The organism is Helicobacter saguini, from assembly GCF_000762875.2.
In the GTDB taxonomy this organism is placed as follows: domain Bacteria; phylum Campylobacterota; class Campylobacteria; order Campylobacterales; family Helicobacteraceae; genus Helicobacter_A; species Helicobacter_A saguini.
In genome coordinates this window covers 102,450-124,349 of record NZ_JRMP02000005.1, presented here as the reverse complement: position 1 = coordinate 124,349, position 21,900 = coordinate 102,450, and the positions used below count along the sequence as shown (strand labels likewise).

Sequence of the window (21,900 nt, the reverse complement as noted above, 5' to 3'; positions counted from 1 at the left end):
TGATAAAAACTCTATTTTTTATATCTTTTTATCGCTTCATTTAGCAAATGTTCGGCTTCCTGTATGCCTTGAAAATCGGTGACTTTTACCCATTTTTCAGGCTCTAGCATTTTGTATGTCTCAAAAAAATTCTTGATTCTATCAAGCACGATTTGCGGTAAATCCTTGTAAGTTTTCACATCCTTGTAAGTCGGGTCGATTTTATCAAGGGCAACGGCTAGCAGTTTCTCATCCTTGCCGCCCTCATCTTCCATTAGCAAAACGCCTATCAGTCGGCACTTTATCACGCTCCCAGCCTGCAAGGGATACTCATTTAGCACCAAAATGTCAATCGGGTCATCATCGAGTGCGAGCGTGTGCGGGATAAAGCCGTAATTTGCCGGGTAATACACAGCACTCCGCATAATCCTATCGACCACGACCGCACCACTCTCCTTATCGACTTCGTATTTTATGTTGCTGCCAAAAGGTATTTCAATCACGGCATTTAGCTCGTTTGGAATCTTGCCTATGGATATTTTTTCGATGTTCATTTTTGCTCCTTTTTGAAAATATGTTGAAATATATAAACAAAAATATACAAAATAAATGTGAATTTTTAATCTCAATTTGGCTTTATTTCACTATTTTGCAAGATTAAGATTCTATCACAAAACTCTTTTGCTAAGTCTAAATCGTGCGTTATGAAAAGTATGCTTGTATCGGTGTTTTGTTTTTTTATTTGGGTAAAAATTTGCATAATTTCTCGTTGATTTATATAGTCTAAATTTGAAGTGATTTCATCTAAAATAAAAATTTTTGCGTTTGTAAGCAAGGCTTTTGCAATGCAAACTCTTTGGGCTTCACCGCCTGAAATCATAGATGGAAGTTTGAATAATATGTTTTTATCAAGTTGCACTTTTTCTAATTTTTCTATGATTAAATTATCATTTATAGAATCTAAAAGAAAAGAAACTTCGCTTAGATTCTGCAAAATATTTAAATTTGGATTTAGCGAATTTATAGAATCTTGCAATAAAATCGTGCAGATTCTATAAAAATCTTTTGGCTTAAAATCATTAATATGGCGATTTTGCAAATAGATTTTTGCACTCTTAGAATCTATTTTTATAAGCCTAGCAAGGATTTTAGCGAGTGTGCTTTTGCCGCTACCACTTTCACCCACAAGGGCTACAAACTCATTATTTTTTAGCTCAAAACTTATATTATCTAGAATCTTAATTTTTTCTACCTTATAGATTCTATATTTTTTGTAATAAAAAGTTAGATTTTCCACACGCAACATTTCGCCCTACTTCATTAGATTTATCAAGCTAGATTCAGTAATATTTTTTATGGAATCTAAATGAGACATAATTTGTCCATTTTTCATAATGTATATAGAATCTGCGATTTTCAAAGCGACACGTAAATCGTGTGTAACTAGCATTATACCGATGTTTTTCTTTTTTTTTATAGAATCTAAAAGGGAGAGAAAAAGCTTAATATTTTTAGAATCAATATCGCTAGTTGGCTCATCAAAAAAGAGAAATCGCGGCTCATTCACAAGCGACAACGCAATCATAACGCGCTGCAGCATCCCGCCACTAAGCTCAAAAGGATAGAGATTTAGCACGCCAGAATCTAGATTAACATCGTGCAGTAGGGAGTTTATTTTTTTTTCATTAAAGCCATTAAAACTAGATTCTAAAAAATGAGATTTAATTGTAAAAAGCGGATTAAAACAGCTTAAAGGATTTTGCATTATAAGGCTAAAAAGCCTGCCACGTGCGGACTTTAGATTTATTTTCTGCTCTATTTTTTGGGTGTTAGATTCTATATTTTTTTTAGAATCTTCGGGGTTAGATTCTATAATTTCTTTAGAATCTTGCTTATTAAATTCATAATTTTTAGAATCTAAAATATTAGATTCTATAATTTTATTTTTTAAAGAATTAGAATCTATTTTATTAGAATCTTGCAAATTAGAATCTAAAAAAGTAGATTCTATAAAATTAGCATTTTCATAACTTTTTATCAAAAAAACTTCCCCACTAATTCTATTTAAATTCTTAGGTAATAAATCAAAAAAAGTAAGCAAACTCAAAGTTTTCCCACTCCCACTTTTCCCTAAAAGCACGGCAATTTCTCCACTTTTTACGCATAAATTTATATTATTTAGCAAAATTTTTTCATTATATTTCACATATAAATTCCGCAATTCCAGCATTTTCTACCTTGTGATATACTAAAAATCATGCAAAAACTTTCATAAAGATTCTATATTATGGTAAAAAGCAAAGCTTAAAAGATTTTTTTATAATTTATCAAGCTCCAAGCGTGCTACGCCGCTATCTACCGCGGCTTTTGCTACCGCGTTTGCTACTTTTTCACGCAAACGTTTATCAAAAGGCGATGGGACAAGATATTCACGTCCAAAGACTAATTTGTGGTCATGCAATCTTTGCACTGTTACAGGGACCTCATCTTGAGCTAGCTTTGCTAAAGCCCTTGCAGCCGCGATTTTCATTTCATAATTTATCTTTTTTGCATGCACTTTCATCGCGCCATTAAAAATATATGGAAAGCCCAAAACATTATTTATTTGATTTGGATAGTCACTCCTGCCTGTCGCTATAATCGCATCTGGACGGGCTTTCAGTGCATCTTCTGGCAAGATTTCAGGCACAGGATTAGCAAGTGCAAAAATAAGCGGGTCTTTCGCCATCACTTTCAAATCCTCGCCACTTAGCAAATTTGGCTTAGATAGCCCCAAAAACACATCCGCGTCTTTCAAAGCCTCACGCAAATTCGCGTAATGTTTGCTGCTTACAAACTCCTTTTTATACTCATTCAAATCGCTGTGTGTAGAATCTATACATCCCTTAGAATCAAACATCACAATGTCCTTTACGCCGATTTGCTTATACATTTTCCCACACGCAATGCCAGCCGCGCCAGCGCCCACGATTACCACACGCATAGATTCTATGCTTTTACCTATAATCTCACTCGCATTCATAATCGCAGCCGTGCTAACAATCGCCGTGCCATGCTGGTCATCGTGCATCACAGGAATATCAAGCGCCTCCTTTAGCTCCCGCTCGATAAGAAAGCAATCCGGCGCCTTAATATCCTCCAAATTTATCCCGCCAAAAGTAGGCGCAATCGCCTTTACAATCTCAATAAACTTTCGCGGGTCCTTTTCATTGACCTCGATGTCAAAGGCATCGACATTGCCAAAGGTCTTAAAAAGCACGGCTTTGCCCTCCATCACAGGCTTACTCGCCTGCGCGCCGATGTCGCCTAGCCCAAGGACTGCCGTGCCATTGCTAATGACGGCTACAAGGCTATTTTTGGATGTGTATTTAAAGGCAAGTAGCGGATTTTCCTCAATCGCCTTACAAGGCGCAGCAACGCCCGGGGAATACGCAAGGCTTAAGTCATGCTCATCACGCAGTGGCGTCTTTGGGACAACGGAAATCTTGCCACCGATATGGTATTTCAACGCTTCTTTGTAGTGATTTTTATCATCGTGGTCTTTGGATTTTATCTCTTGCATTTTGTTTCTCCTTGTTTGGTGGTAATTATAAAAGAAATGTTAGCATTTTTTAATAAAGAAACTTATCCTTTGCTTTATTAAAAATTTTAATTTCTTATCACCGCAAAAGTCACATTTGCAATCTCAGGATGCGCCTTAATATACGCATTTAGGGTCGCTAAGTCTAACTCTTGGACTTGTCGCACAAATTCATCGCGATAATCAAGCGGCAAATCGCTCATAAAATAATTATATTTCGCGCCCAGTCGCTGCTCTAGCGTCTCTTCTTGCAAGGGCTTATTACCCAAGATAAATTGTTTAGCAGATTCTAACTCCTCTGCAGTTGCGCCATTTTTCACAAACTCATTCAATAAATCTTGCGTAATTTTTATCGCCTCATCTTGCTTATCTAACGCGGTTTGCATCTGCCCGACAAAATGTGTGCTAAGGCGCGTCAAATTTGGATACATATACGCCGAATACGCCAAGCCACGTTTTACGCGGATTTCCTCCATAAGCCGCGACCCAAAGCCAGAACTGCCCAAAATAAAGCCCACCACACGCGCCTTATACGCCTCCTGCCTCATATCACTCAAAGCCAAAGGCGAAGCAAAATAGATGAACGCCTGTTGCGTATCCTTTTTGACCTCTTTTATAGTGGCAGGTTTTACCGCGTAATGTGGCGTATCCACGCTTGTGCCAACGCTTAGATTTGCGAGAATGTTTTTTATTTTTTTAAGGCTAGATTCTATATCCAAGTCGCCGCCAAGCACGATAGTTAGCCGACTTAGCACAAGATTAGAATCTAAATAGCCCTTCACATCTTTTAAATCCACAGAATCTATCTCCTTTGCGTTATTGCCAAGGGCTGGGTAAGCCAAAGGCGTGTGGGCAAACACGCTTTTATAAAGCAAGATTCTAGCCTGATAGTCAAAGTCGGCACTCTTGCTAAGAAGCGTGGCTTTAAGCTTTGTTTGAATATCATTTAACGCCTTTTGCGTTAGATTTGGATTTTGTAATAAGTCGGCAAGTCGCTCTAGGGCAAAGTCCTCAAACTCGCTTAAAAAATCAAGGCTAATGCTAAGCGTGCTAGGGCTATCGCTTGCTTGAAGGCTTATAGCCTTGCTTTCAAGCAGATTTGCAAAGCCGACATTGCCTAGAGTTTTTGTGCCGTAATTTAGCAGGTTTGCACCAACTTTTGATAGCGGCTTTTTAGGCGGATTAAACACACTGCCCCCACCTATAAAATTAAGCTCTAAATGCCCGATAGGAAGCACTTTTGAGCTCTCAAAAATCACAGGAATCTTCACGCCCTTTACCTCTAAAAATGTTAAGGAATCTTGACTTTTATACTCCATTTTGCCCCCCTTTATGCTTTGGCTTTTGTAGCCCATTTTGCCTCCACTTTGGCTTTTGTAGTTCGCTTTTTTCGCTTGTGTGCTTTGAGTTTTGTAGTCCGTCTTATTCTCATTTACACTCTGGCTTTTATACTCTGCTCTCTTCTCTTGTGTGTTTTGGTTTTTGTAGCCCACTGCAACCCCCTTTGGATTTTTTGTATCTTTTGGGGTTTTTTGGGCTATTTTCTGCTCTTTTTTCTTTATACTTTGAGTATTATCACTCGCCTTAACATTCGCATCTCTAGCAACATCTTTCGCACTCATAAACGCTCCTAAAAAAATAAAAACTAATAAAATTCGCAACATATTTTGCCTTTAGATTCTAAAGATTCTAAGAAATCACAAAGAATTATAGCTAAGTATTATTAAGTTGAAAAAAATAAAAAATATAGTTGTTAATGAATTTAATCCTATTTTTAAGCATAAAATTAGTATAATATTTTATCAAATTTTAAGGATGAAAAAATGTTTGAGCGGATAAATCAAATTATTAGAAATATCGAAAGTATCGAAGATGAGCTAACTATCGCATTAAATATGGCGAAAATCACGCTAGAAGACTACATTATGATAAAACGTGGGAGTGCGGATATGCCAGAGGGCTTAAATATGAGCCTGTTTTCGCAGGTTGATGAGCAAGTGATGGCACTAAAACAAGAAATCGACACATTAAATAAATTAAAACGAGAATGGTTTGTATTTTAGATTTTTGCACGTTCGATTAATGAATTTGTTATTTTTAAGCTTTTTAGAATCTGCTTTTCGATTTTGCGTTGGTTGCCTTTGTCTTGCAAAATATTTTCGTGGTCAAAGCCTAAAAGGTGCAAGAATGCGTGGGTGTAAAGGATGGAAATTTCTGCATACAAATTGTGTTTAAATTTTTTGGCGTTTTTTAGGGCAAGTGGCAAATTAATTATAATGCTGCCAAAACACTGCTTTTGTGTTATATTAAAATTAATTTCTAAAGGGAAACTTAGCACATCTGTGGCGTAGTTTTTACCCATATACTCGTGGTTTATTTTTTTTATTTCGCTTTCACTGCTAAAAATTAGTTCGATATAAAATTTATTAGAATCTAGATTCTGTTTAGATTCTAAAATTACATTTTTTAGAATAAAATGGCTTAAAAATTCTAAGTAGATTCTAAATTCGGTATTAAAATTCATAATTTTAAAGTTAGAAAATTTAGTATTTTTTTGAAAAAAAGCTCTATTTTTAAAGGCATTATAAATATGCGGATAAAAAATATTTTTTTTAAAATAAAAAAAGGCATTTCTAACCTTAAAAGTTTTTAAAAAGTTATTAGAATCTAGAATTTCTACTTTCATTTGTTAGCCTTTTTGTAATTTATAGAATCTAGATTCTATAATTGGAACAATTAAGTTTAATTTGTTATAATCTTACAAACTCTCCACAAACTCCCTAAATATCGCACTTGCTTCCTTTGGTCCTGGGCTTGCCTCTGGGTGATGTTGCAGTGAAAAAATGGGATAATCTTTATATTTCACGCCCTCAATTGTGTTGTCAAAAAGATTGCGATGCGTGATAATGGCGACTTCCGCGATGCTTTCAGGCACATTGTAGTTGTGATTTTGCGAAGTGATTTCAAGGGTGTTTGTCTGCAGATTTTTCACAGGATGATTGCCGCCGTGCTGCCCAAATTTCAGCTTGTAAGTAGGATGTCCAAAGGCGTTACTAAGTAGCTGATGCCCAAGGCAAATCGCAAAAATGGGCATTTTAGATTCTATCAAAACCTTAATTTTTTCGATAATTTCGCTAAGGAAAGCTGGGTCGCCCGGTCCATTACTTAAAAAAACGCCATCAATTTCGCCCTTTTTATAACGCTCGACAAGCTGCTGTGCGTCAAAATCTTGTGGCACAACCTCCACAATTAGCCCAGCATTACTTAGCTCATTTAGTATGTTTCGCTTCACGCCAAAGTCGATAGTCACGACCTTTTTCTTTTTTTTCTTAGTATCAATATCCGCATAATCAAACTTGCCAAAATCAAAAATGCCCTGTTTATGAATGTAACTCTCACTCGTGCTAACCTGCTTTATATAATCGATTTCATGGATTTTTTTAGCGTTTTTTAGGTGCGTTTTTAGCGTCTCAATATCGTGGATTTCACTTGAGACAATCGCGTGCAGTGCGCCATTATTGCGTAGCATTTTAACGATGCTTCGCGTATCAATATTGCAAATTCCTATCACATTTTGCTCTTTCAAAAAGCTATCAAGCGTTTGCGTAGCGCGGAAATTTGATTTAAAATCATCAATGTGTCGCACGAAAATGCCCTTTGCAGCGCACTTTTTGCTCTCCATATCCTGCGGATTACACCCCACAATGCCGATTTCAGGCATACAAAAGACCACAAACTGCCCAGCATAGCTGCTATCGCTAATGATTTCTTGATAGCCTGTAAGGGAAGTGTTGAAAACGACCTCGCCCACGCTCGTAGCACGCACACCAAAGCCCTTTGCTCGTAAAAAAAGCCCATTTTCAAAATACACACTCACATCAAAAAGTTCCATTTTTCCACCAAAATATTCATAAAAATCTGCAATACGTAATTTTATCTAAAATAAATTGAATTAATATTGCTAAATATAGATATTTATGTTTTTATCCATTAATATATTTTAAGTATAATTCTTAATATGAAATATTATATGATTTATAGAATCTATTTTATTTACATCAATCACACAAAAGGAGACAAAATGTTGTCAAAAGCAGTTATCAAAAAGTTGAATGAGCAAGTTGTTAAAGAAATGAATGCGTCAAATTTGTATTTGAGTATGAGTTCGTGGTGCTATACAAACCGATATGACGGGGCTGGCGAGTTTCTTTTCACGCACGCAAGCCAGGAGAGCGACCACGCGCGCAAACTTATCACCTACCTAAATGAGACGGATTCTGCGTTGGAGCTAGATAGCATTGCAAAGCCTGAGAGCGAGTTTAAGGGGCTGCTTGATGTGTTTGAAAAGACCTACAAGCACGAGCTTTACATCACTGATTCGATTAATGAGCTGGTTGAGTTTATGCTAAAGCAGAAGGATTATTCGACATTCAATTTCTTGCAGTGGTATGTGGCAGAGCAGCACGAGGAGGAGGCGTTGTTTCGCGGCATTGTCGATAAAATCAAACTTATCGGCAAGGAGAGTAATGGGCTATTTTTGGCAGATTCTTATATTAAGTCGCTAAGCGGGAAGTAAGATATTGAATTTTAGGCTTATTGTAAGATTTGTATAAGTTGTTTTAAAGCTTTGGCGCGGTGGGAGATTTTGTTTTTTTCTTGCATTGATAATGTTGCAAGGGAATGGTTTAAAGATTCTAAAAATTTTATATTTTTTAAGCTAAAGTCTATGTTTTCTAGCTTAGATTCTATGATTTTAGAATCTAAATTGTTACTTTTCGTAGCATTTATAGAATCTATATTGTTACTTTTCGTAGCGTTTTGATTAAAATCAATGTAGAACATATTATCATAGCCAAAGCCCTCATTTCCTAGCTCTTTTATCGCTACGATACCTTCGCAAATGCCGCTAACAACGCCACTTTGCATAGAATCTTGTTTAGATTCCAAATGCCTAGATTCTATACACGGCGAAAAATCCTGTGAAAAATTATAAAAAATATACGCAATACTACACTTAAAATACGCCCTACTTCCCCACACAGCAGCGTTTTTAAGGGCGTTAATTAACGCCACACGATTATCAAAATCACTTGAGTTAGCCTCCAAATTATCATTATTTATAACACGTGCAAAACGCGCCGAATGCGCGCCGGGTGCGCCATTTAAGGCATCCACGCATAGCCCACTATCATCAGCTAAAATTAAAAGCGGCTTAGAAATGCCCTTTTGATTCAATAAATCACATAAAGCACGCGCCTTTATCATCGCATTTTCCTCAAAAGTTGCCCCATTTTCAGCTGGATTAAACTCGCTAATTTGCATATCTTTCAAACTCAAAACTTCCGCATTAATAGCACTATTTGCAAGGATTTCAGCCACTTCTTGCAGTTTATGTTTGTTATTTGTCGCCAAAATTATTTGCATATTTTTCCTTAAATTTTTTGTTGTTTGTTGCACAAATTCACGCATATTTTTATGTATAATAGCACACAAAATTTCAATTTTCAAAGACTTTTTATGATAACACTGAAGCGATATGATATGTCAAATACTGCCCACAAAGTCGCGTGGAACGCCTTTAATGCGGGGGCTAAGAATGGAATCTTTATGTTTGATAGGGATTTTATGGACTATCATTCGCACAGATTTAAAGATAATTCACTTATGTTTTATGAAAATGAAAAGCTAATCGCCTTACTCCCTTTGAATCTAAAAATAGTTTCAAAAAGTAACAATATAGAATCTAGTATGAGTAAAAATGAAACTTTTATAGAATCTAAAAATGTTACAAATAGTAATAATATAGAATCTAATATGTATAAAAATGTAACACAAAATCTAAATAACTTAAAAGATTCTAAACTTTCAAAAGATATAACTTTACAAGGAGAAAAATTACAGAATCTAGATTCTAAAGATTCTATAAATTCTAAAGAAAATTCACAAGATTCACAGAATCTAGATTCTAAAAGAAATTTAGCACAGGAATCGCAAAAGACAACAAAGATTTTATACTCGCATGAGGGCTTGAGCTTTGGTGGTTTCATTATAGATTCTAATATGAGACAGGCTAAGATGCTTGAGTGTTTTACGCTTTTAAAAGAATATATGTTTAGCCAAAATATCGACAAATTAGTCTATAAAGCCCTGCCTTATATCTATCATAAAAGCCCTGCGGATGAGGATATTTACGCACTTTTTCGAAATGATGCTAGGGTTTTTCGTGTGGATTGTTCTAGTGTGATAGGGCTAGATTCTAAGTTTAAGATGAATGAGCTGCGAAAGCGATGTGTGAAAAAAGCTATAAAAAATGATATAAAAATTATAGAATCTAATGATTTTCCTAACTTTGTAAATTTGCTAAATGATGTCTTGCAAACGCGTCATAACACAAATGCCGTGCATAATGCAAGTGAGCTATCCTTGCTAAAGTCGCGTTTCGAGCGTAACATTCGCCTTTTTATTGCTACTTTTGGTAACACTATGATTGCTGCAACGTTACTTTTTGAGTATGAAAAAATGGTGCATACGCAGTATTTATGTGCGAATGCGGTGGGGCGCGAACTTGGTGGGCTTGATTTATTATTAAAAACGCTTATTGATTCTTATTTAGGTAGCAAAATGTATTTTGATTTTGGTATATCAAATGAGAATAATGGGCTGTTTTTAAACGAAGGTTTGATTGCCCAAAAAGAAAGCTTTGGTGGGCGAACTATCGCTTATAACACGTTTGAAATGCTAGTTAGCAATACATACGGGGGGGGGGGGGTAAAGCCCTTTTTTTATTATTTATTTTTATTTTTCTTACTACAAAAAGTTATAAATTTTATAATTTTATCTTACAAAAAGCTACATTTTATAGAATATATACAATTCACACAGGGAGAAAAATATGATTACCCTGCGTGAATATAAAGCTGAAAATAAAGCAACTTGGAATGCTTTTAATAAAGTGGCTAAGAATGGAATCTTTATGTTTGATAGGGATTTTATGGACTATCATTCGCACAAATTTGTTGATAATTCGCTTATGTTTTATGAAAATGAAAAGCTAATTGCTTTACTACCATTGAATCTAAAAATAGTTTCAAAAAGTAACAATATAGAATCTAATGTGAGTAAAAATGAAACAAAGATTCTAGATTCTAATTTTAAAGATTCTAAACTTTCGCAAACTTTACAGAATCTAAATTCTACCCAAAAGATTCTATACTCCCATGAGGGCTTAACCTTTGGTGGTTTTATCACTGATAAAAATATGAAACAGCACAAAATGCTTGAGTGTTTTGCACTTTTAAAAGAATATATGAAAGAGCAAAATATTGATAAACTAATCTACAAAGCCCTGCCCTACATTTATCATAGCATCCCGGCGGATGAGGATATTTACGCACTTTTTCGCAATAATGCGCGGATTTATCGCATAGATTGCACTAGCACGATTTTGTTATCGCAGACTTTACCACTTAGTAAGGGTAGAAAAGCGCAAATTTCTAGGGCAAAACAAAGTGGCATAAAGGTTACTAAAAGTAACGATTTAGAATCTTTTTGTAAGCTATTGTGTGAAGTTTTGAAACATTATCATAACGCTACGCCTACGCATTCTTTGGCTGAATTGCAGCTTTTATGCGGTCGTTTTGAAAATGAAATAGCTTTATATTCCGCGACTTTGCAAGGGCAGATGATTGCAGCAGCGCTAATTTTTAATTATAGCAATTTAGCTCATACGCAGTATTTGTGTGCGAATGCGATGGGGCGCGAGCTTGGTGGGCTTGATTTATTGCTAAAGAGCCTTATTGATTCTTATTTAGGTAGCAAAATGTATTTTGATTTTGGTATATCAAATGAGAATAATGGGCTGTTTTTAAACGAGGGTTTGATTGCTCAAAAGGAGAGTTTTGGGGCTCGAAGTGTAGCGCATTATTTTTATGAAATGTTACTAGATTCTACAAATGAAAATCATAGCGTTACTTATAGTAACAATCTAAGCAATACATACGGGGGGGGGGGTAAGCTCCCTTTTTATTTTTTACAAAGATTCTATATATCCGCCTTTTTTATGGAATCTAAATGTTTTATGGAAATTAAACAAACAAGATTCTACAAAGCCACTTTTATGGAATCTAAACAAACAAGATTCTATAAAAATACTTTTCTTTTTGAATCTAAAAAGCCAAGATTCTATAAATTCTCAAAAATCACAAAAAGTTCTAAATTTTATAACTTACAGATTTTCAAAAGTTCAACCATTACAGAATCTAGATTCTGCAAAATGGGCGGTGTAGCATGAAAAAAACTACGCTACTTAAAAGCCCTAAAAATATAGAATCAAAACTAGATTCTAAAAAATCTATTAATATAGAATCTAAGGCTAGAAATGATAAAAGCACAATTTTTATTCATAATCTAAGCGATGTGCAGAGTGAAAATATCGGTGAAAATACGCGTATATGGCAGTTTTGCGTTGTTTTAAAGGGGGCAAAAATAGGGAAAAATTGTAACATTTGCTCGCATTGTTTTATCGAAAATGATGTCAAAATCGGCAATAATGTAACGATAAAATGCGGTGTGCAGATTTGGGATAAAATTAGCATTGAGGACAATGTTTTTATCGGTCCAAATGTAACTTTTTGTAACGATAAGTATCCAAAATCTAAGCTACACGATGTCGATTTCCTAAAAATTACCATTAAAAAAGGTGCGTCCATCGGTGCAAATGCGACCATTTTACCAAATGTAACAATCGGTGAAAACGCAATGATAGCCGCTGGTAGCATTATCACAAAGGATGTAGCGCCAAACACAATTGTGAAAAATAAAGTAGAAATTATAGAATCTAAAAGTGAAAATCTTAATGTTTTAAGTGTGCGACAAAGTGAAACCTTAGAATCTAAATTCAGTAAAACTAGCAATTTAGATTCTAAAGAAAAAAATAAAAATAGCCTAAATCACACAGAATCTCGAGTGGAATCTAAAGGAAAAGATTCTATAAATAAAGTAAAAAATACTTTAAAAGATTCTAAAACCATGCAAAATGATTCTCACAATATTGATATAATAAGAAAAGACTTTACCCCCCCCCCCCCCCCGTTAGTATCACACTTGTTATTTTTTTATTATACCTTTATAGAATCCAAGTCGCTTTTTATAAACAAAAAAGCAAAAAGGTTGGCTTATGAATAATCTTTTTGCTAAAAAAGCTACTATTTTTAAAACTTTGCCGCTTCTGGGAAATAACATTATTATGCGTTTAGTAGAAACTAGCGATGCGGAGTTTATCTTAGAAATGCGGCTAGATTCTAAGAAAAATCGCTATATTTCAAAGGTTGAAAATGACTTGGAAAAGCAGATTTTATGGCTAAAAGAGTATAAAAAACGCGAGAGCAAATGCGAAGAATTTTACTTTATTATAGAATCTAAAAGTGCTGAAAATAGCGATAATAGCAAGGTTTCAAAGAGTGAAAATATAGAATCTAAAAATGCTAATCTTATACAAAAAGGTGAGATTTTTAACACTAACGCAGATTCTAAAAAAATTATGAATTTTGAAACTAGAGAAAAATTAGGGTTAGTTAGAATCTATGATTTTAAGCTCGATTCATTTTGCTGGGGGAGCTGGATTATTAAGGATAGCGCGCCCAAACTAGCCGCTATTGAATCTGCGATGCAGGTTTATATTTTTGCCTTTGAGATTTTGGGCTTTAAAAATTCTCACTTTGACGTGCGAAATGATAATATTTCGGTGATAAATTTTCACAAACGCCTGTTTAATGCGACCATCACGCATACTGACAGCCTAAATACATATTTTACTTTTAGTTATAATGATTTTTTGGAATCTAAGAAAAAATACGCTAGATTTTTACCAAAAGTAACACAAGAAGATTCTAAATGTATAGAATCTACACATTCTAATAATGCTAGTAATACAAATGGGGGGGGGGGGGTAAATACCCTAAGTAATAAAAATACCATAAAAGTTATAAATTTTGAAACTTTTGTAGAATCTAGATTCTATCCACTTATCAAAAAAGGGCGGTGGGTGGGCGATAGGCACTCACAAGACAAACTTATAGAATCTAGATTCAATATTTTAAGCCCAAAAGTTATAAATTTTGAAACTTTTGTAGAATCTAGATTCTTTATCCTATCGCCCAGCCAACACCCTATTTTAATAAAAAAATCTAACACAATGTCAAAGGAAATCGCATGATTAAACTTTGCATTGCTGGGAAAAATGACATTGCGGTAAATGCACTGCACCACATTTTAAAGCATTATTTTAACGCAAATGAAGTAGCAGTGGTTACAAATAAGAGTGATAATGGAGAAAATTCTTGGCAAAAATCGCTAAAGTTAGCTGCAAAAAATGCAAATGTGGCTGAAATTAATTTACAAGATAGTTATAAAATTCCTAACTTAATATTTATTTCCCTTGAATTTGATAAAATTATAAAAACTGAAAGTTTTAGTAGCAAAAAGTTATACAACATTCATTTTTCAAATCTCCCAAAATATAAAGGCGTTTTTACCTCAATTATGCCTATTTTATGCGGTGAAAGTGTGGCTGGGACGACCTTGCACAAGATTAATGATGGTATTGATACAGGCGAAATTATCGCGCAAAATCTTTTTAAAATCGATATAAATGACACGGCGCGTGATTTGTATTTTAAATATCTTACATATTCTTACGAACTTTTTAAAGAAAATATTAGTAATATCATAACTAATAATATTACAAGTTATCCACAAGATTCTATAAACTCTAGCTATTTTAGCAGAAAAGATATAGATTTAAGCAATATTACTATAAATTTTAATAAGACAAGTTTTGAAATTCATAACAATATTCGCGCCTTTATTTTTAAAGAGTATCAATTACCAGAACTTAATAACATAAAAATTATAGAATCTAGACTTACAAATGAATTTATCGGCTATAAAAAATTTATAGAATCTAAAACGCATTTTATAATCTCTGGCATCGATGGCTATAAGATTCTAGCCAAAAAGTTAAATGTAAGTCACTTTTCGTAACTTTTCATTAAAAAACAAACAAAATTCATAACACTTAAACTGCATTTTATCAAAATATGATTATAATAAGAAATTATACACAAAAGGGCGAAAATGGATTATATGGCGTTGCATCCGTATTTTGGGGCGTTTGTTATGTTTGTGCTGACACTTGTGGCGTTTGTGGCGACTTTTTGGCTGCAGCGATTTGTGTCGCGAAAGTTGGCGTTTAAGAAAAGCGACAAGCTAAAGGGCGCGCCTTATGAGTGCGGTCCTATCCCCATAAAACAGGCAAATAGGATTAGCCATCAGTTTTATGTGATTGCGGTGCTTTTTGTGCTTTTTGATGTGGAAATCATTTTTATGATTCCATGGGCGATTGAGTATCGAAATCTAGGGTTGCTGGGCTTTTTTGAGATGCTGACTTTTATTATTTTGCTTGTGGTTGGCTTCTTTTTTGCGTGGAAAAGAGGCGCGTTAAAATGGCAGGAAGTGAAAAGAAATACAAATTAATCTACACTTGAATAATCACAAAATTATTTAATTATGTTTGTTTAAAGTATCTAGGTATGTGTTTATCTAAAATTATTGTCCGCACGATAAATAATGTGGAATCAGGATTTTAAGTGTGGATAGAATCTAAAACCCAAAGATGTATTGAATTGTGACTATATGCGACGTGTTCTTTGGCTCATAGATTCCATTTGTGGTTGGGCTTATCACGCTATTTACACGTGCCGCAGGTGAGTCGCCTATACTCCAAAATTCATACACTAAACGAAGCGAATTTATAGAATCTGCCTTATTTTTATGCGTATAGCCAAGATATGCCTTTAGCCCGTAGCCTTGCCTTTGCAGCACATTTAAGTCGCCACTTAGCCCATAAGCATTCCCATAACTTAGATGATGCCCTAGCAAAAATAAATTATATGAAAACATAGAATCTATGCTCCATTTATCATTGATTTTGACTTGAGATTCTAAACTAAAAGGAATGGATAAATACCCTTGCAGTCGCTCTAAGGGCGTGCTATCCGTGCGTGATAGAAAGTAGCTAAAGCCACTTTGCAAAAATAAACTAGCATTTTGCACCCCAAATGCGCCCAAAATATCAAAACCCAAAGTAAGATTAAAATGATAATATGAGTTAAAAAATATGCTATAAACCCTTGTTTTATTATCACTTTCATAGAAATTCCCACCTGTGTAAAGCCCTAAAGCCACATTCGCATCAAGGCTAGATTCTATCTTTACATTATGCGTGATAAGTCCAAGCTCTCCATTTACATTAAAAAGTATAGAATCTATCCGCATGATAAAGGCGTCATTTTGCCAACTTTTAAACTCATTATAGTTGTAATATCCGCTGCCAACCCCGATACTTTTATAGAATCCACTCTTTAGTAGCGATTTAGATTCTATAACATTTGCAAAAAATAATATGATTAAAAATAAAGCCTTTTTCATCACGCAACCCCCTTAAAACCCAACGCCAAATTGCAATCCGCCATACACCATATTAAAGGCTGGATAACGCGCATTTGCCCTAGCATCAGGGATAATCACATCGCCATCAATCGCACTCGCATTCACTATCGGCGTATTTTTACTTTGCGAACTCATATAGCGATATGTAAAAATGCCCTTTATAAACGCATTAGCGCGCACTCCTAGCTTATATCGCGCCCCGATACTACCCCGCAGTAAAAAGCCATGAGTAGCATTGCTAAAATCAAATAGCTTTAATTTTGGCGTAGTGCTACCATTTAAGCCCATAAACTGCGTTGTGCCAAGCGTATAGCCAACCGCCGCGCTATACTCAAATCGCAGATTTTTATTCATTTTCTTACTACCTTCATATTCTAGGTAAAAATCAAGCATAGAGATAGCCGCACTAAAGGGTGCAATGCCACTTGCATGGATAAACATATCGCTATCTAAGCCAAGATTTATATACCTTGAATGCACATAGTTTTTATCAAACATTGAAAGATTTATCCCCACTTTTGATGTGCTAGGCACACGAATGGCAAGCGCGCGAGTAAATGTGAAATCTCGCGTCAAAGCATTATCAATGCCGATAGGATAGCTACCTTTTATATTTAAAGGAGTCGCGCCAAAACCTAGCCCAAACTCATATTTATACTCATCATCATAGATATAGCCAAGATTTAAAAAAAACATACTCTCAACGCCGCTTACATTACTCGTTTTTGTCGTGATAGTCGTGGTATTTCCTGTGTTATTTATGGTATTATGATTTATCGCGGTAACATTTATACTCATATCAACAAAAAAGCCATTTTTTCTGTCATCGTTATTTTCTTTTGCCGCATGAAGTGTTTGTAGATTTAGTAGTATTAAAAAAGATATCAAAATCTTTTCTAGCCTTAAATATTTTTTGAATTGTAAAGTCTTATTTAGTATTAGAATTTTATGTAATTGCCCACGTTTCATATTTCACCCCTTTTAAACGTCTTCATTATAAAATAAGATTATGAATTTATTTTGTAATTTATATCAAATTTATTATAATTACAAAACTTTTTAATCTTTAAAACTTAAGGCGAAAAATGGACTCTTATGAATACAGCGAATTACTAAAAGAGCTAAAAACAAAATGTGAAAACATTGAAAAGATTATAAATCCTGATGCGTTAAAGCAGAAATTACAGAATCTAGATTCTATAAGTAAGGGCGAAAACTTTTGGGAAAATAAGGACGCGGGTAAGATTCTAAAGCAAAAGCGAAGTATAGAATCTAGACTATCAAGCTTTAACAACGCTTTAAACGCACTAAACGACAGCGAAGAATTATTCGAAATGGCACAAAGCGAAAACGACAATGAATGTATAGAATCTTTATTTGCCGAAGCTGGTGTGCTAAAAAAAACCATCACAAAAGCCGAGCTAGAGGTAATGCTAAATGGTGAGAATGACGGCGCAAACGCTATTATTACCATTCAGCCAGGCGCTGGTGGAACTGAGAGCAATGACTGGGCTGGTATGCTATATCGAATGTATTTGCGTTGGAGTGAGCGGCGGGGCTTTAAGGTCGAGCTGCTTGACTTGCAAGATGGCGAGGAGGCAGGGCTAAAGGGCGCGGCGTTTATCATAAAGGGCGAGAATGCCTATGGTTACGCCAAGGTTGAGAGTGGCGTGCATCGCCTTGTGCGGATTTCGCCCTTTGATGCGAATGCCAAGCGGCACACGAGCTTTGCTAGCGTGCAGGTGAGCCCTGAGCTAGACGATGACATCGACATTAGCATTGATGAAAAGGACATCCGCATCGATACCTATCGCAGCAGTGGTGCGGGCGGGCAGCATGTCAATAAGACTGAATCTGCCATTCGCATAACGCACACGCCCACAGGCATAGTCGTGCAGTGTCAAAATGATAGAAGTCAGCATAAAAACAAAGCCACCGCGATGAAAATGCTGAAATCTAAGCTATATGAGTTAGAACGTTCTAAAATGGATGCGGCGGCTGCTAGTGCAGATTCTAAAACTCAAATCGGCTGGGGACATCAAATTCGAAGCTATGTGCTTGCACCATATCAGCAGGTAAAAGACTTGCGAAGCAATTACGCTAGTAGCGATACTAGCGGGATTTTAGATGGCGACTTAGATTCTATGATAGAATCTGTGATGATTTGGCAGGGTAGTAGAGAGTAGGGCAGATTATAAATGTGTTTGATGTATTGCGATAAGTTTAGTTTTCAATATCTTTTAGTGATTTCAACTCGATCATTATACATTTATTTTCTACTACTAAGATATTGTTAGATTCTAGAATCTCTTTTGCGTGATTATTTTCTATGCCTAGTTGCATCCAAAAAATCCTTATTTTGTGTTTAGATTTTAGAATCTCTTTTGCAATGTCAATGCAGTATTGCGATTTGCGAAATACCACTACGCAATCTATTTGTTTAGATTCTAAAAGTGTGCTTAAAGTATGAAAAATAGGCACTTTTCCTATGCTTTTACCCTTTGGATAAATCGCAAAAACATTAAATCCATGATTAAAAAGATACATCCCAACCTTATGGCTATCTTTTGTAGAATCCGGGCTAAAACCTACAACAGCAATATTTTTTATCTCATTGTTAAGAAATAAGTTTTTTATTTTTTTATTCATTTTTTTATTTATCTCACAAATAATCTTACTAAAAACTATTCAACACTAATATTTTCTATGCTAAAATTTAGGCTTTTTTCGCCCAAAAATACAGCAATTTTTTCACTATCACAAGGGATAGAATCCCCGAACGTGCAAGGTTTTGCCACCATTTTTACACTCTTTTTAAAGGGCAGATTAATATCATAAATTTTCATCGCATTATCGCTTATAAATTTTTGTAGATTTTCTAGCCGATTATGCTTTGCAAAAAGGGTGCAAAGCCCTTGCAGCAGGGTCGGGGCGGAGAAAATCCCAGCCGCACCAGCAAGTTTTGCACTAATCGTGTGCGGCGCAGAGTCCGAGCCAAAGCTAAATTTCTCGCTCCCACTTAGCGCGGTTTTCAAAATCGCATCGCGGTCAAGTGCCGTTTTTACCACAGGTTTGCAAAAATTAAACGCATTTAGCTTGCCACCGATAACATCATCAAGGGTCAAAAGCATGTGGTGCAGGGTAATCGTGCCATACAAATTCGCATAAGAGCCCACCGCCTCGATACTTCGCCTATCGCTCAAATGCTCGATTATGATTTTAAGGCGCGGAAAAGTGCGCGCAAGGTGCGTAAAAATCTTTAAAAACTCTTTTTCGCGGTTTAAACTAAAGCCATTGCTCTCGCCATGAATACTTAGGATAAGGCTAAGTTTTTCCGCAGATTCTAACAATTTTAAGAACTTTTGACTTAGAATCTCGCTTAAGCCATCTTTGGAATTTGTAGTTGAACCTTTTGGATAAAGTTTTAGAATCTTAATGCCATTTTTTTTGGCTTCTATTAGCGTTTTAGAATCTAAATTATCGCTAATGTAAAGGCTCATTAGCGGGGTAAAGGGAGTTATTTTTTTATTTTTAGAATCTGTATTTAGTGGGTGTTTAGAATCTTTTTTGTGTTGAAAATTCGCAGGGGAATTCTGCCTTAAATATTCATTTGAATCTAATGGAGAATTTCCCTGCGAATTTTTAGATTCTATATTTTGTAATTTTTTATTATCTTTAGTTATAGAAATAGTAGTTTTTAACCCATTTTCCCCATTTAGATTCCACGTTTTACTTTTAAAATAAGAATCACTTAAATCTAAAATCTCATTTTGATAATCAATTACAGAATCGATATTGAAAAGCGGCGGATTAAGATTTGGCATAGCAAGAGCCGCACTAAAAGGCAAGGCAGTGTAAGGCAGCACGGCATTAAGCATAGAATCTTGCCGCAAATGCAGGTGCATATCAAGCGGATTAATAAGCGTAATTTCATCCATAAAAAGTCCTAAAATAAAGCAAAAATAAAAAAAATTATAGCATAAAATAACGCATTCTGCTTGAAAGATTCTAAATCATAGAATAATCTAAGAGACCATATAAATCATTTTATCATACTTTTATGTCGCATAAAACCTATCATAATGATAGCGCATATTAAAGTGCAATTTTGCGGGGCGATAACAAAAAGCGCCCTTATAAAACCTGTCACAAAATGCACGATATACGCGTAATACTCCCTATATTTATCCCAACTATTATTGCTTTTCTCATCAAATAAATCCTTAACAAAATTACCATACACACATGAAAAATTTATCTCAAACCACCTTAATATACTATCGCTTAAAATCGCGCCAATTCCAGCATTTACCCTGTGATAATCCTTTCGCTGCAAGCCCTTTTTTATATCTCCACTGATATTAAAAATGTGTGTTATAAAATTTAGATTCCCTTCAAAAATATTGTTATTCTTAAATACGCTCAAGCGATAAAATATAGCCCAAATATGAACGTTCATTTATTAAAGTATCATTAGTAATAAACATTAAATCTTTATCATTTTGTGCATTATTTAGAGAATCAAGGTCATACATATTTTATCCTTATATTGTGTAAAATTTAGATTCTATCACAGCACAAAAAAACCATTAGTTTAAATCTATCATAGAATCTAAAACGCCCTATTTCTAAGCCTTTAATTAGATTCTAAAAATATATGCAAAAATGTTGTTGTTTTTCGTAAGATTATTATTTAAATGTAAGAAATTCGCTTAAAACAAAAAACAAAAGGGAAAATCCCCTATGCTTTAAAGGAAGATAATGTGAAAGAATGTTCTTAAAACTTAACCCAAACTTACCAAAGGAAATTTAACTAACCTTTGTAATTAAGAACAATAATCATGTAAATGATTACGAATAAAATTCTACCACAACAAACCTTAAACTAACTTTAAATTTAATAATAATTCTTAGAAATTTTAAAAAAGACAAATTATATGTTTTATCATACAGCAACGAACTTCAACCATTGACATCTCTACTATATAGTCATAAAGTTTAAATAAAATAAGTTCAAATGAAGTTTATTTCACCTTTTCAATATACTCGCCGGTTTCGGTATTTATGCGGATTGTTTCGCCCTCTAATACGTGGAAAGGAATCTGCACTACCGCGCCTGTCTCTAAAGTCGCTGGTTTCTTGCCACTGCTTGAAGTATCGCCCTTAAAGTTTGGCGGTGTTTCAGTGATTTTCAGCTCGACAATTTGCGGCACATTCACACTTATCGCCTTGTCATTGTGAAAAAGCACATTCACATTCATAGAATCTAATAGCCACTTTGCCGCGTCACCCACTTGATTTTCATCCAAGCCCACTTGCTCATAACTCTCATTATCCATAAATTGATAAAACTCGCCGTCATTATAAAGGTATTGCATTCCCTTTTCCACGATATTTGGTGTCTCGCATTTATCACCAGCATGGAAAGTTTTCTCAATCACTTTTCCATCCAAAAAACTCTTTATTTTCACACGCACAAACGCCGGTCCCTTGCCAGGTTTGACATGCTGATACTCTGTGATTCTATAAGGAATGCCATCAATTTCAATCTTTAAGCCCTTTTTCAAATCGCCCATCTCAATCGTCATAAAAATCCTTAAAATATATAAAAGTGGCGCGCCCGAAAGGATTCGAACCTTTGACCTACGGCTTAGAAGGCCGTTGCTCTATCCAGCTGAGCTACGAGCGCAAAAGTCTTGCTAAGTTTTAATTATAAAATTCAAAAGTAGATTCTATAAAATGGCGCGCCCGAGAGGACTTGAACCCCTAACCCTCAGATCCGAAGTCTGATGCTCTATCCAATTGAGCTACAAACGCAAAATTACAAATATCAT

At 35.1% G+C, this 21,900-nt stretch carries 23 protein-coding genes, 2 tRNA genes and 1 pseudogene; 9 read left to right on the top strand and 17 right to left on the bottom strand.

Annotated features, from left to right (window positions below):
- Window positions 1-11: 11 nt before the first annotated feature.
- From ppa to LS64_RS04500, 5 genes are all read right to left on the bottom strand, one after another.
- Window positions 12-533, bottom strand: a complete 522-nt coding sequence (gene ppa / locus LS64_RS04520; protein WP_034571190.1) for an inorganic diphosphatase — start codon at window positions 531-533, stop codon at window positions 12-14.
- A 71-nt stretch (window positions 534-604) separates the two neighbouring features.
- On the bottom strand, window positions 605-1,285 hold the full coding sequence (locus LS64_RS04515; protein ID WP_052062418.1) for an ABC transporter ATP-binding protein: 681 nt from the start codon (window positions 1,283-1,285) through the stop codon (window positions 605-607).
- Window positions 1,286-1,291: 6 nt separating this feature from the next.
- Window positions 1,292-2,209 carry an ATP-binding cassette domain-containing protein gene (locus LS64_RS04510; RefSeq protein WP_052062417.1) on the bottom strand — a complete coding sequence of 306 codons (918 nt, stop codon included), beginning with the start codon at window positions 2,207-2,209 and terminating at the stop codon, window positions 1,292-1,294.
- An 87-nt stretch (window positions 2,210-2,296) separates the two neighbouring features.
- Window positions 2,297-3,541 carry a malic enzyme-like NAD(P)-binding protein gene (locus LS64_RS04505; RefSeq protein ID WP_034571187.1) on the bottom strand — a complete coding sequence of 415 codons (1,245 nt, stop codon included), beginning with the start codon at window positions 3,539-3,541 and terminating at the stop codon, window positions 2,297-2,299.
- A gap of 86 nt (window positions 3,542-3,627) precedes the next feature.
- Window positions 3,628-5,181, bottom strand: coding sequence for a M16 family metallopeptidase (locus LS64_RS04500; RefSeq protein ID WP_237416273.1), 1,554 nt, complete (start codon window positions 5,179-5,181; stop codon window positions 3,628-3,630).
- Window positions 5,182-5,382: 201 nt separating this feature from the next.
- Here LS64_RS04500 and LS64_RS04495 point away from each other — a divergent pair, with 201 nt between their 5' ends.
- Window positions 5,383-5,622 (top strand): DUF2443 family protein, encoded by a 240-nt coding sequence (locus LS64_RS04495; protein WP_034571184.1) that lies wholly within the window; start codon window positions 5,383-5,385, stop codon window positions 5,620-5,622.
- Here the strand turns inward: LS64_RS04495 and ybeY are convergent.
- Together ybeY and carA are read right to left on the bottom strand one after the other, a co-directional pair.
- On the bottom strand, window positions 5,619-6,245 hold the full coding sequence (ybeY, locus tag LS64_RS04490) for an rRNA maturation RNase YbeY (RefSeq protein ID WP_081948295.1): 627 nt from the start codon (window positions 6,243-6,245) through the stop codon (window positions 5,619-5,621). The two genes, LS64_RS04495 and ybeY, sit on opposite strands and share 4 nt — an antisense overlap.
- Window positions 6,246-6,317: 72 nt before the next feature.
- The gene (gene carA, locus LS64_RS04485) at window positions 6,318-7,451 is read right to left on the bottom strand and encodes a glutamine-hydrolyzing carbamoyl-phosphate synthase small subunit (protein ID WP_034571181.1); all 1,134 of its coding nucleotides are present in this window, start codon (window positions 7,449-7,451) and stop codon (window positions 6,318-6,320) included.
- Between the two features lie 189 nt (window positions 7,452-7,640).
- Here carA and LS64_RS04480 point away from each other — a divergent pair, with 189 nt between their 5' ends.
- Window positions 7,641-8,135 carry a ferritin gene (locus LS64_RS04480; RefSeq protein ID WP_034571178.1) on the top strand — a complete coding sequence of 165 codons (495 nt, stop codon included), beginning with the start codon at window positions 7,641-7,643 and terminating at the stop codon, window positions 8,133-8,135.
- A 17-nt stretch (window positions 8,136-8,152) separates the two neighbouring features.
- Here LS64_RS04480 and LS64_RS04475 read toward each other — a convergent pair whose 3' ends face one another.
- Complete coding sequence (locus LS64_RS04475; RefSeq protein WP_034571176.1) at window positions 8,153-8,983, bottom strand: non-canonical purine NTP pyrophosphatase; 831 nt, start codon at window positions 8,981-8,983, stop codon at window positions 8,153-8,155.
- Between the two features lie 93 nt (window positions 8,984-9,076).
- Here LS64_RS04475 and LS64_RS12755 point away from each other — a divergent pair, with 93 nt between their 5' ends.
- The 6 genes and pseudogenes from LS64_RS12755 to LS64_RS04445 all read left to right on the top strand — a co-directional run bounded on the left by LS64_RS12755 (window position 9,077) and on the right by LS64_RS04445 (window position 15,091).
- Entirely contained in the window at window positions 9,077-10,468 is a 1,392-nt protein-coding gene (locus LS64_RS12755) for a hypothetical protein (protein ID WP_193554423.1), read from the top strand.
- On the top strand, window positions 10,452-11,849 hold the full coding sequence (locus tag LS64_RS04465; RefSeq protein WP_118988435.1) for a GNAT family N-acetyltransferase: 1,398 nt from the start codon (window positions 10,452-10,454) through the stop codon (window positions 11,847-11,849). The genes LS64_RS12755 and LS64_RS04465 overlap by 17 nt, the downstream gene beginning before the upstream one ends.
- Window positions 11,850-11,956: 107 nt before the next feature.
- Window positions 11,957-12,382: pseudogene (locus LS64_RS04460) on the top strand (acyltransferase); the annotation flags it as partial.
- 352 nt (window positions 12,383-12,734) lie between these two features.
- Entirely contained in the window at window positions 12,735-13,772 is a 1,038-nt protein-coding gene (locus LS64_RS12750) for a GNAT family N-acetyltransferase (RefSeq protein WP_193554422.1), read from the top strand.
- Complete coding sequence (locus LS64_RS04450; protein ID WP_034571858.1) at window positions 13,769-14,599, top strand: formyltransferase family protein; 831 nt, start codon at window positions 13,769-13,771, stop codon at window positions 14,597-14,599. Before LS64_RS12750 ends, LS64_RS04450 begins: the two co-directional genes overlap by 4 nt.
- 93 nt (window positions 14,600-14,692) lie before the next feature.
- Entirely contained in the window at window positions 14,693-15,091 is a 399-nt protein-coding gene (locus LS64_RS04445) for an NAD(P)H-quinone oxidoreductase subunit 3 (RefSeq protein ID WP_034571861.1), read from the top strand.
- Between the two features lie 126 nt (window positions 15,092-15,217).
- Here the strand turns inward: LS64_RS04445 and LS64_RS04440 are convergent, their stop codons facing one another.
- Complete coding sequence (locus tag LS64_RS04440) at window positions 15,218-16,045, bottom strand: hypothetical protein (RefSeq protein ID WP_034571864.1); 828 nt, start codon at window positions 16,043-16,045, stop codon at window positions 15,218-15,220.
- A 12-nt stretch (window positions 16,046-16,057) separates the two neighbouring features.
- A complete protein-coding gene (locus LS64_RS04435) occupies window positions 16,058-17,035 on the bottom strand; it encodes a hypothetical protein (RefSeq protein ID WP_034571867.1) in 978 nt (325 codons plus the stop codon).
- A gap of 116 nt (window positions 17,036-17,151) precedes the next feature.
- On the opposite strand from LS64_RS04435, the gene prfB reads away from it, so the two are divergent.
- Complete coding sequence (prfB, locus tag LS64_RS04430) at window positions 17,152-18,252, top strand: peptide chain release factor 2 (protein ID WP_034571870.1); 1,101 nt, start codon at window positions 17,152-17,154, stop codon at window positions 18,250-18,252.
- Between the two features lie 37 nt (window positions 18,253-18,289).
- On the opposite strand, the gene LS64_RS04425 is transcribed toward prfB, so the two are convergent.
- The 7 genes from LS64_RS04425 to LS64_RS04400 all read right to left on the bottom strand — a co-directional run bounded on the left by LS64_RS04425 (window position 18,290) and on the right by LS64_RS04400 (window position 21,883).
- The gene (locus LS64_RS04425) at window positions 18,290-18,715 is read right to left on the bottom strand and encodes a CoA-binding protein (RefSeq protein WP_034571873.1); all 426 of its coding nucleotides are present in this window, start codon (window positions 18,713-18,715) and stop codon (window positions 18,290-18,292) included.
- A 35-nt stretch (window positions 18,716-18,750) separates the two neighbouring features.
- Window positions 18,751-20,004, bottom strand: a complete 1,254-nt coding sequence (locus LS64_RS04420) for an amidohydrolase family protein (protein ID WP_052062481.1) — start codon at window positions 20,002-20,004, stop codon at window positions 18,751-18,753.
- Between the two features lie 104 nt (window positions 20,005-20,108).
- Complete coding sequence (locus tag LS64_RS04415) at window positions 20,109-20,492, bottom strand: hypothetical protein (protein WP_034571876.1); 384 nt, start codon at window positions 20,490-20,492, stop codon at window positions 20,109-20,111.
- On the bottom strand, window positions 20,479-20,601 hold the full coding sequence (locus LS64_RS13575; protein ID WP_272916599.1) for a hypothetical protein: 123 nt from the start codon (window positions 20,599-20,601) through the stop codon (window positions 20,479-20,481). Before LS64_RS13575 ends, LS64_RS04415 begins: the two co-directional genes overlap by 14 nt.
- Window positions 20,602-21,090: 489 nt before the next feature.
- The gene (efp, locus tag LS64_RS04410; RefSeq protein WP_034574366.1) at window positions 21,091-21,654 is read right to left on the bottom strand and encodes an elongation factor P; all 564 of its coding nucleotides are present in this window, start codon (window positions 21,652-21,654) and stop codon (window positions 21,091-21,093) included.
- A gap of 24 nt (window positions 21,655-21,678) precedes the next feature.
- A tRNA-Arg gene (locus LS64_RS04405) sits at window positions 21,679-21,755 on the bottom strand.
- A 51-nt stretch (window positions 21,756-21,806) separates the two neighbouring features.
- Window positions 21,807-21,883, bottom strand: a tRNA-Arg gene (locus LS64_RS04400).
- Window positions 21,884-21,900 lie beyond the last annotated feature (17 nt).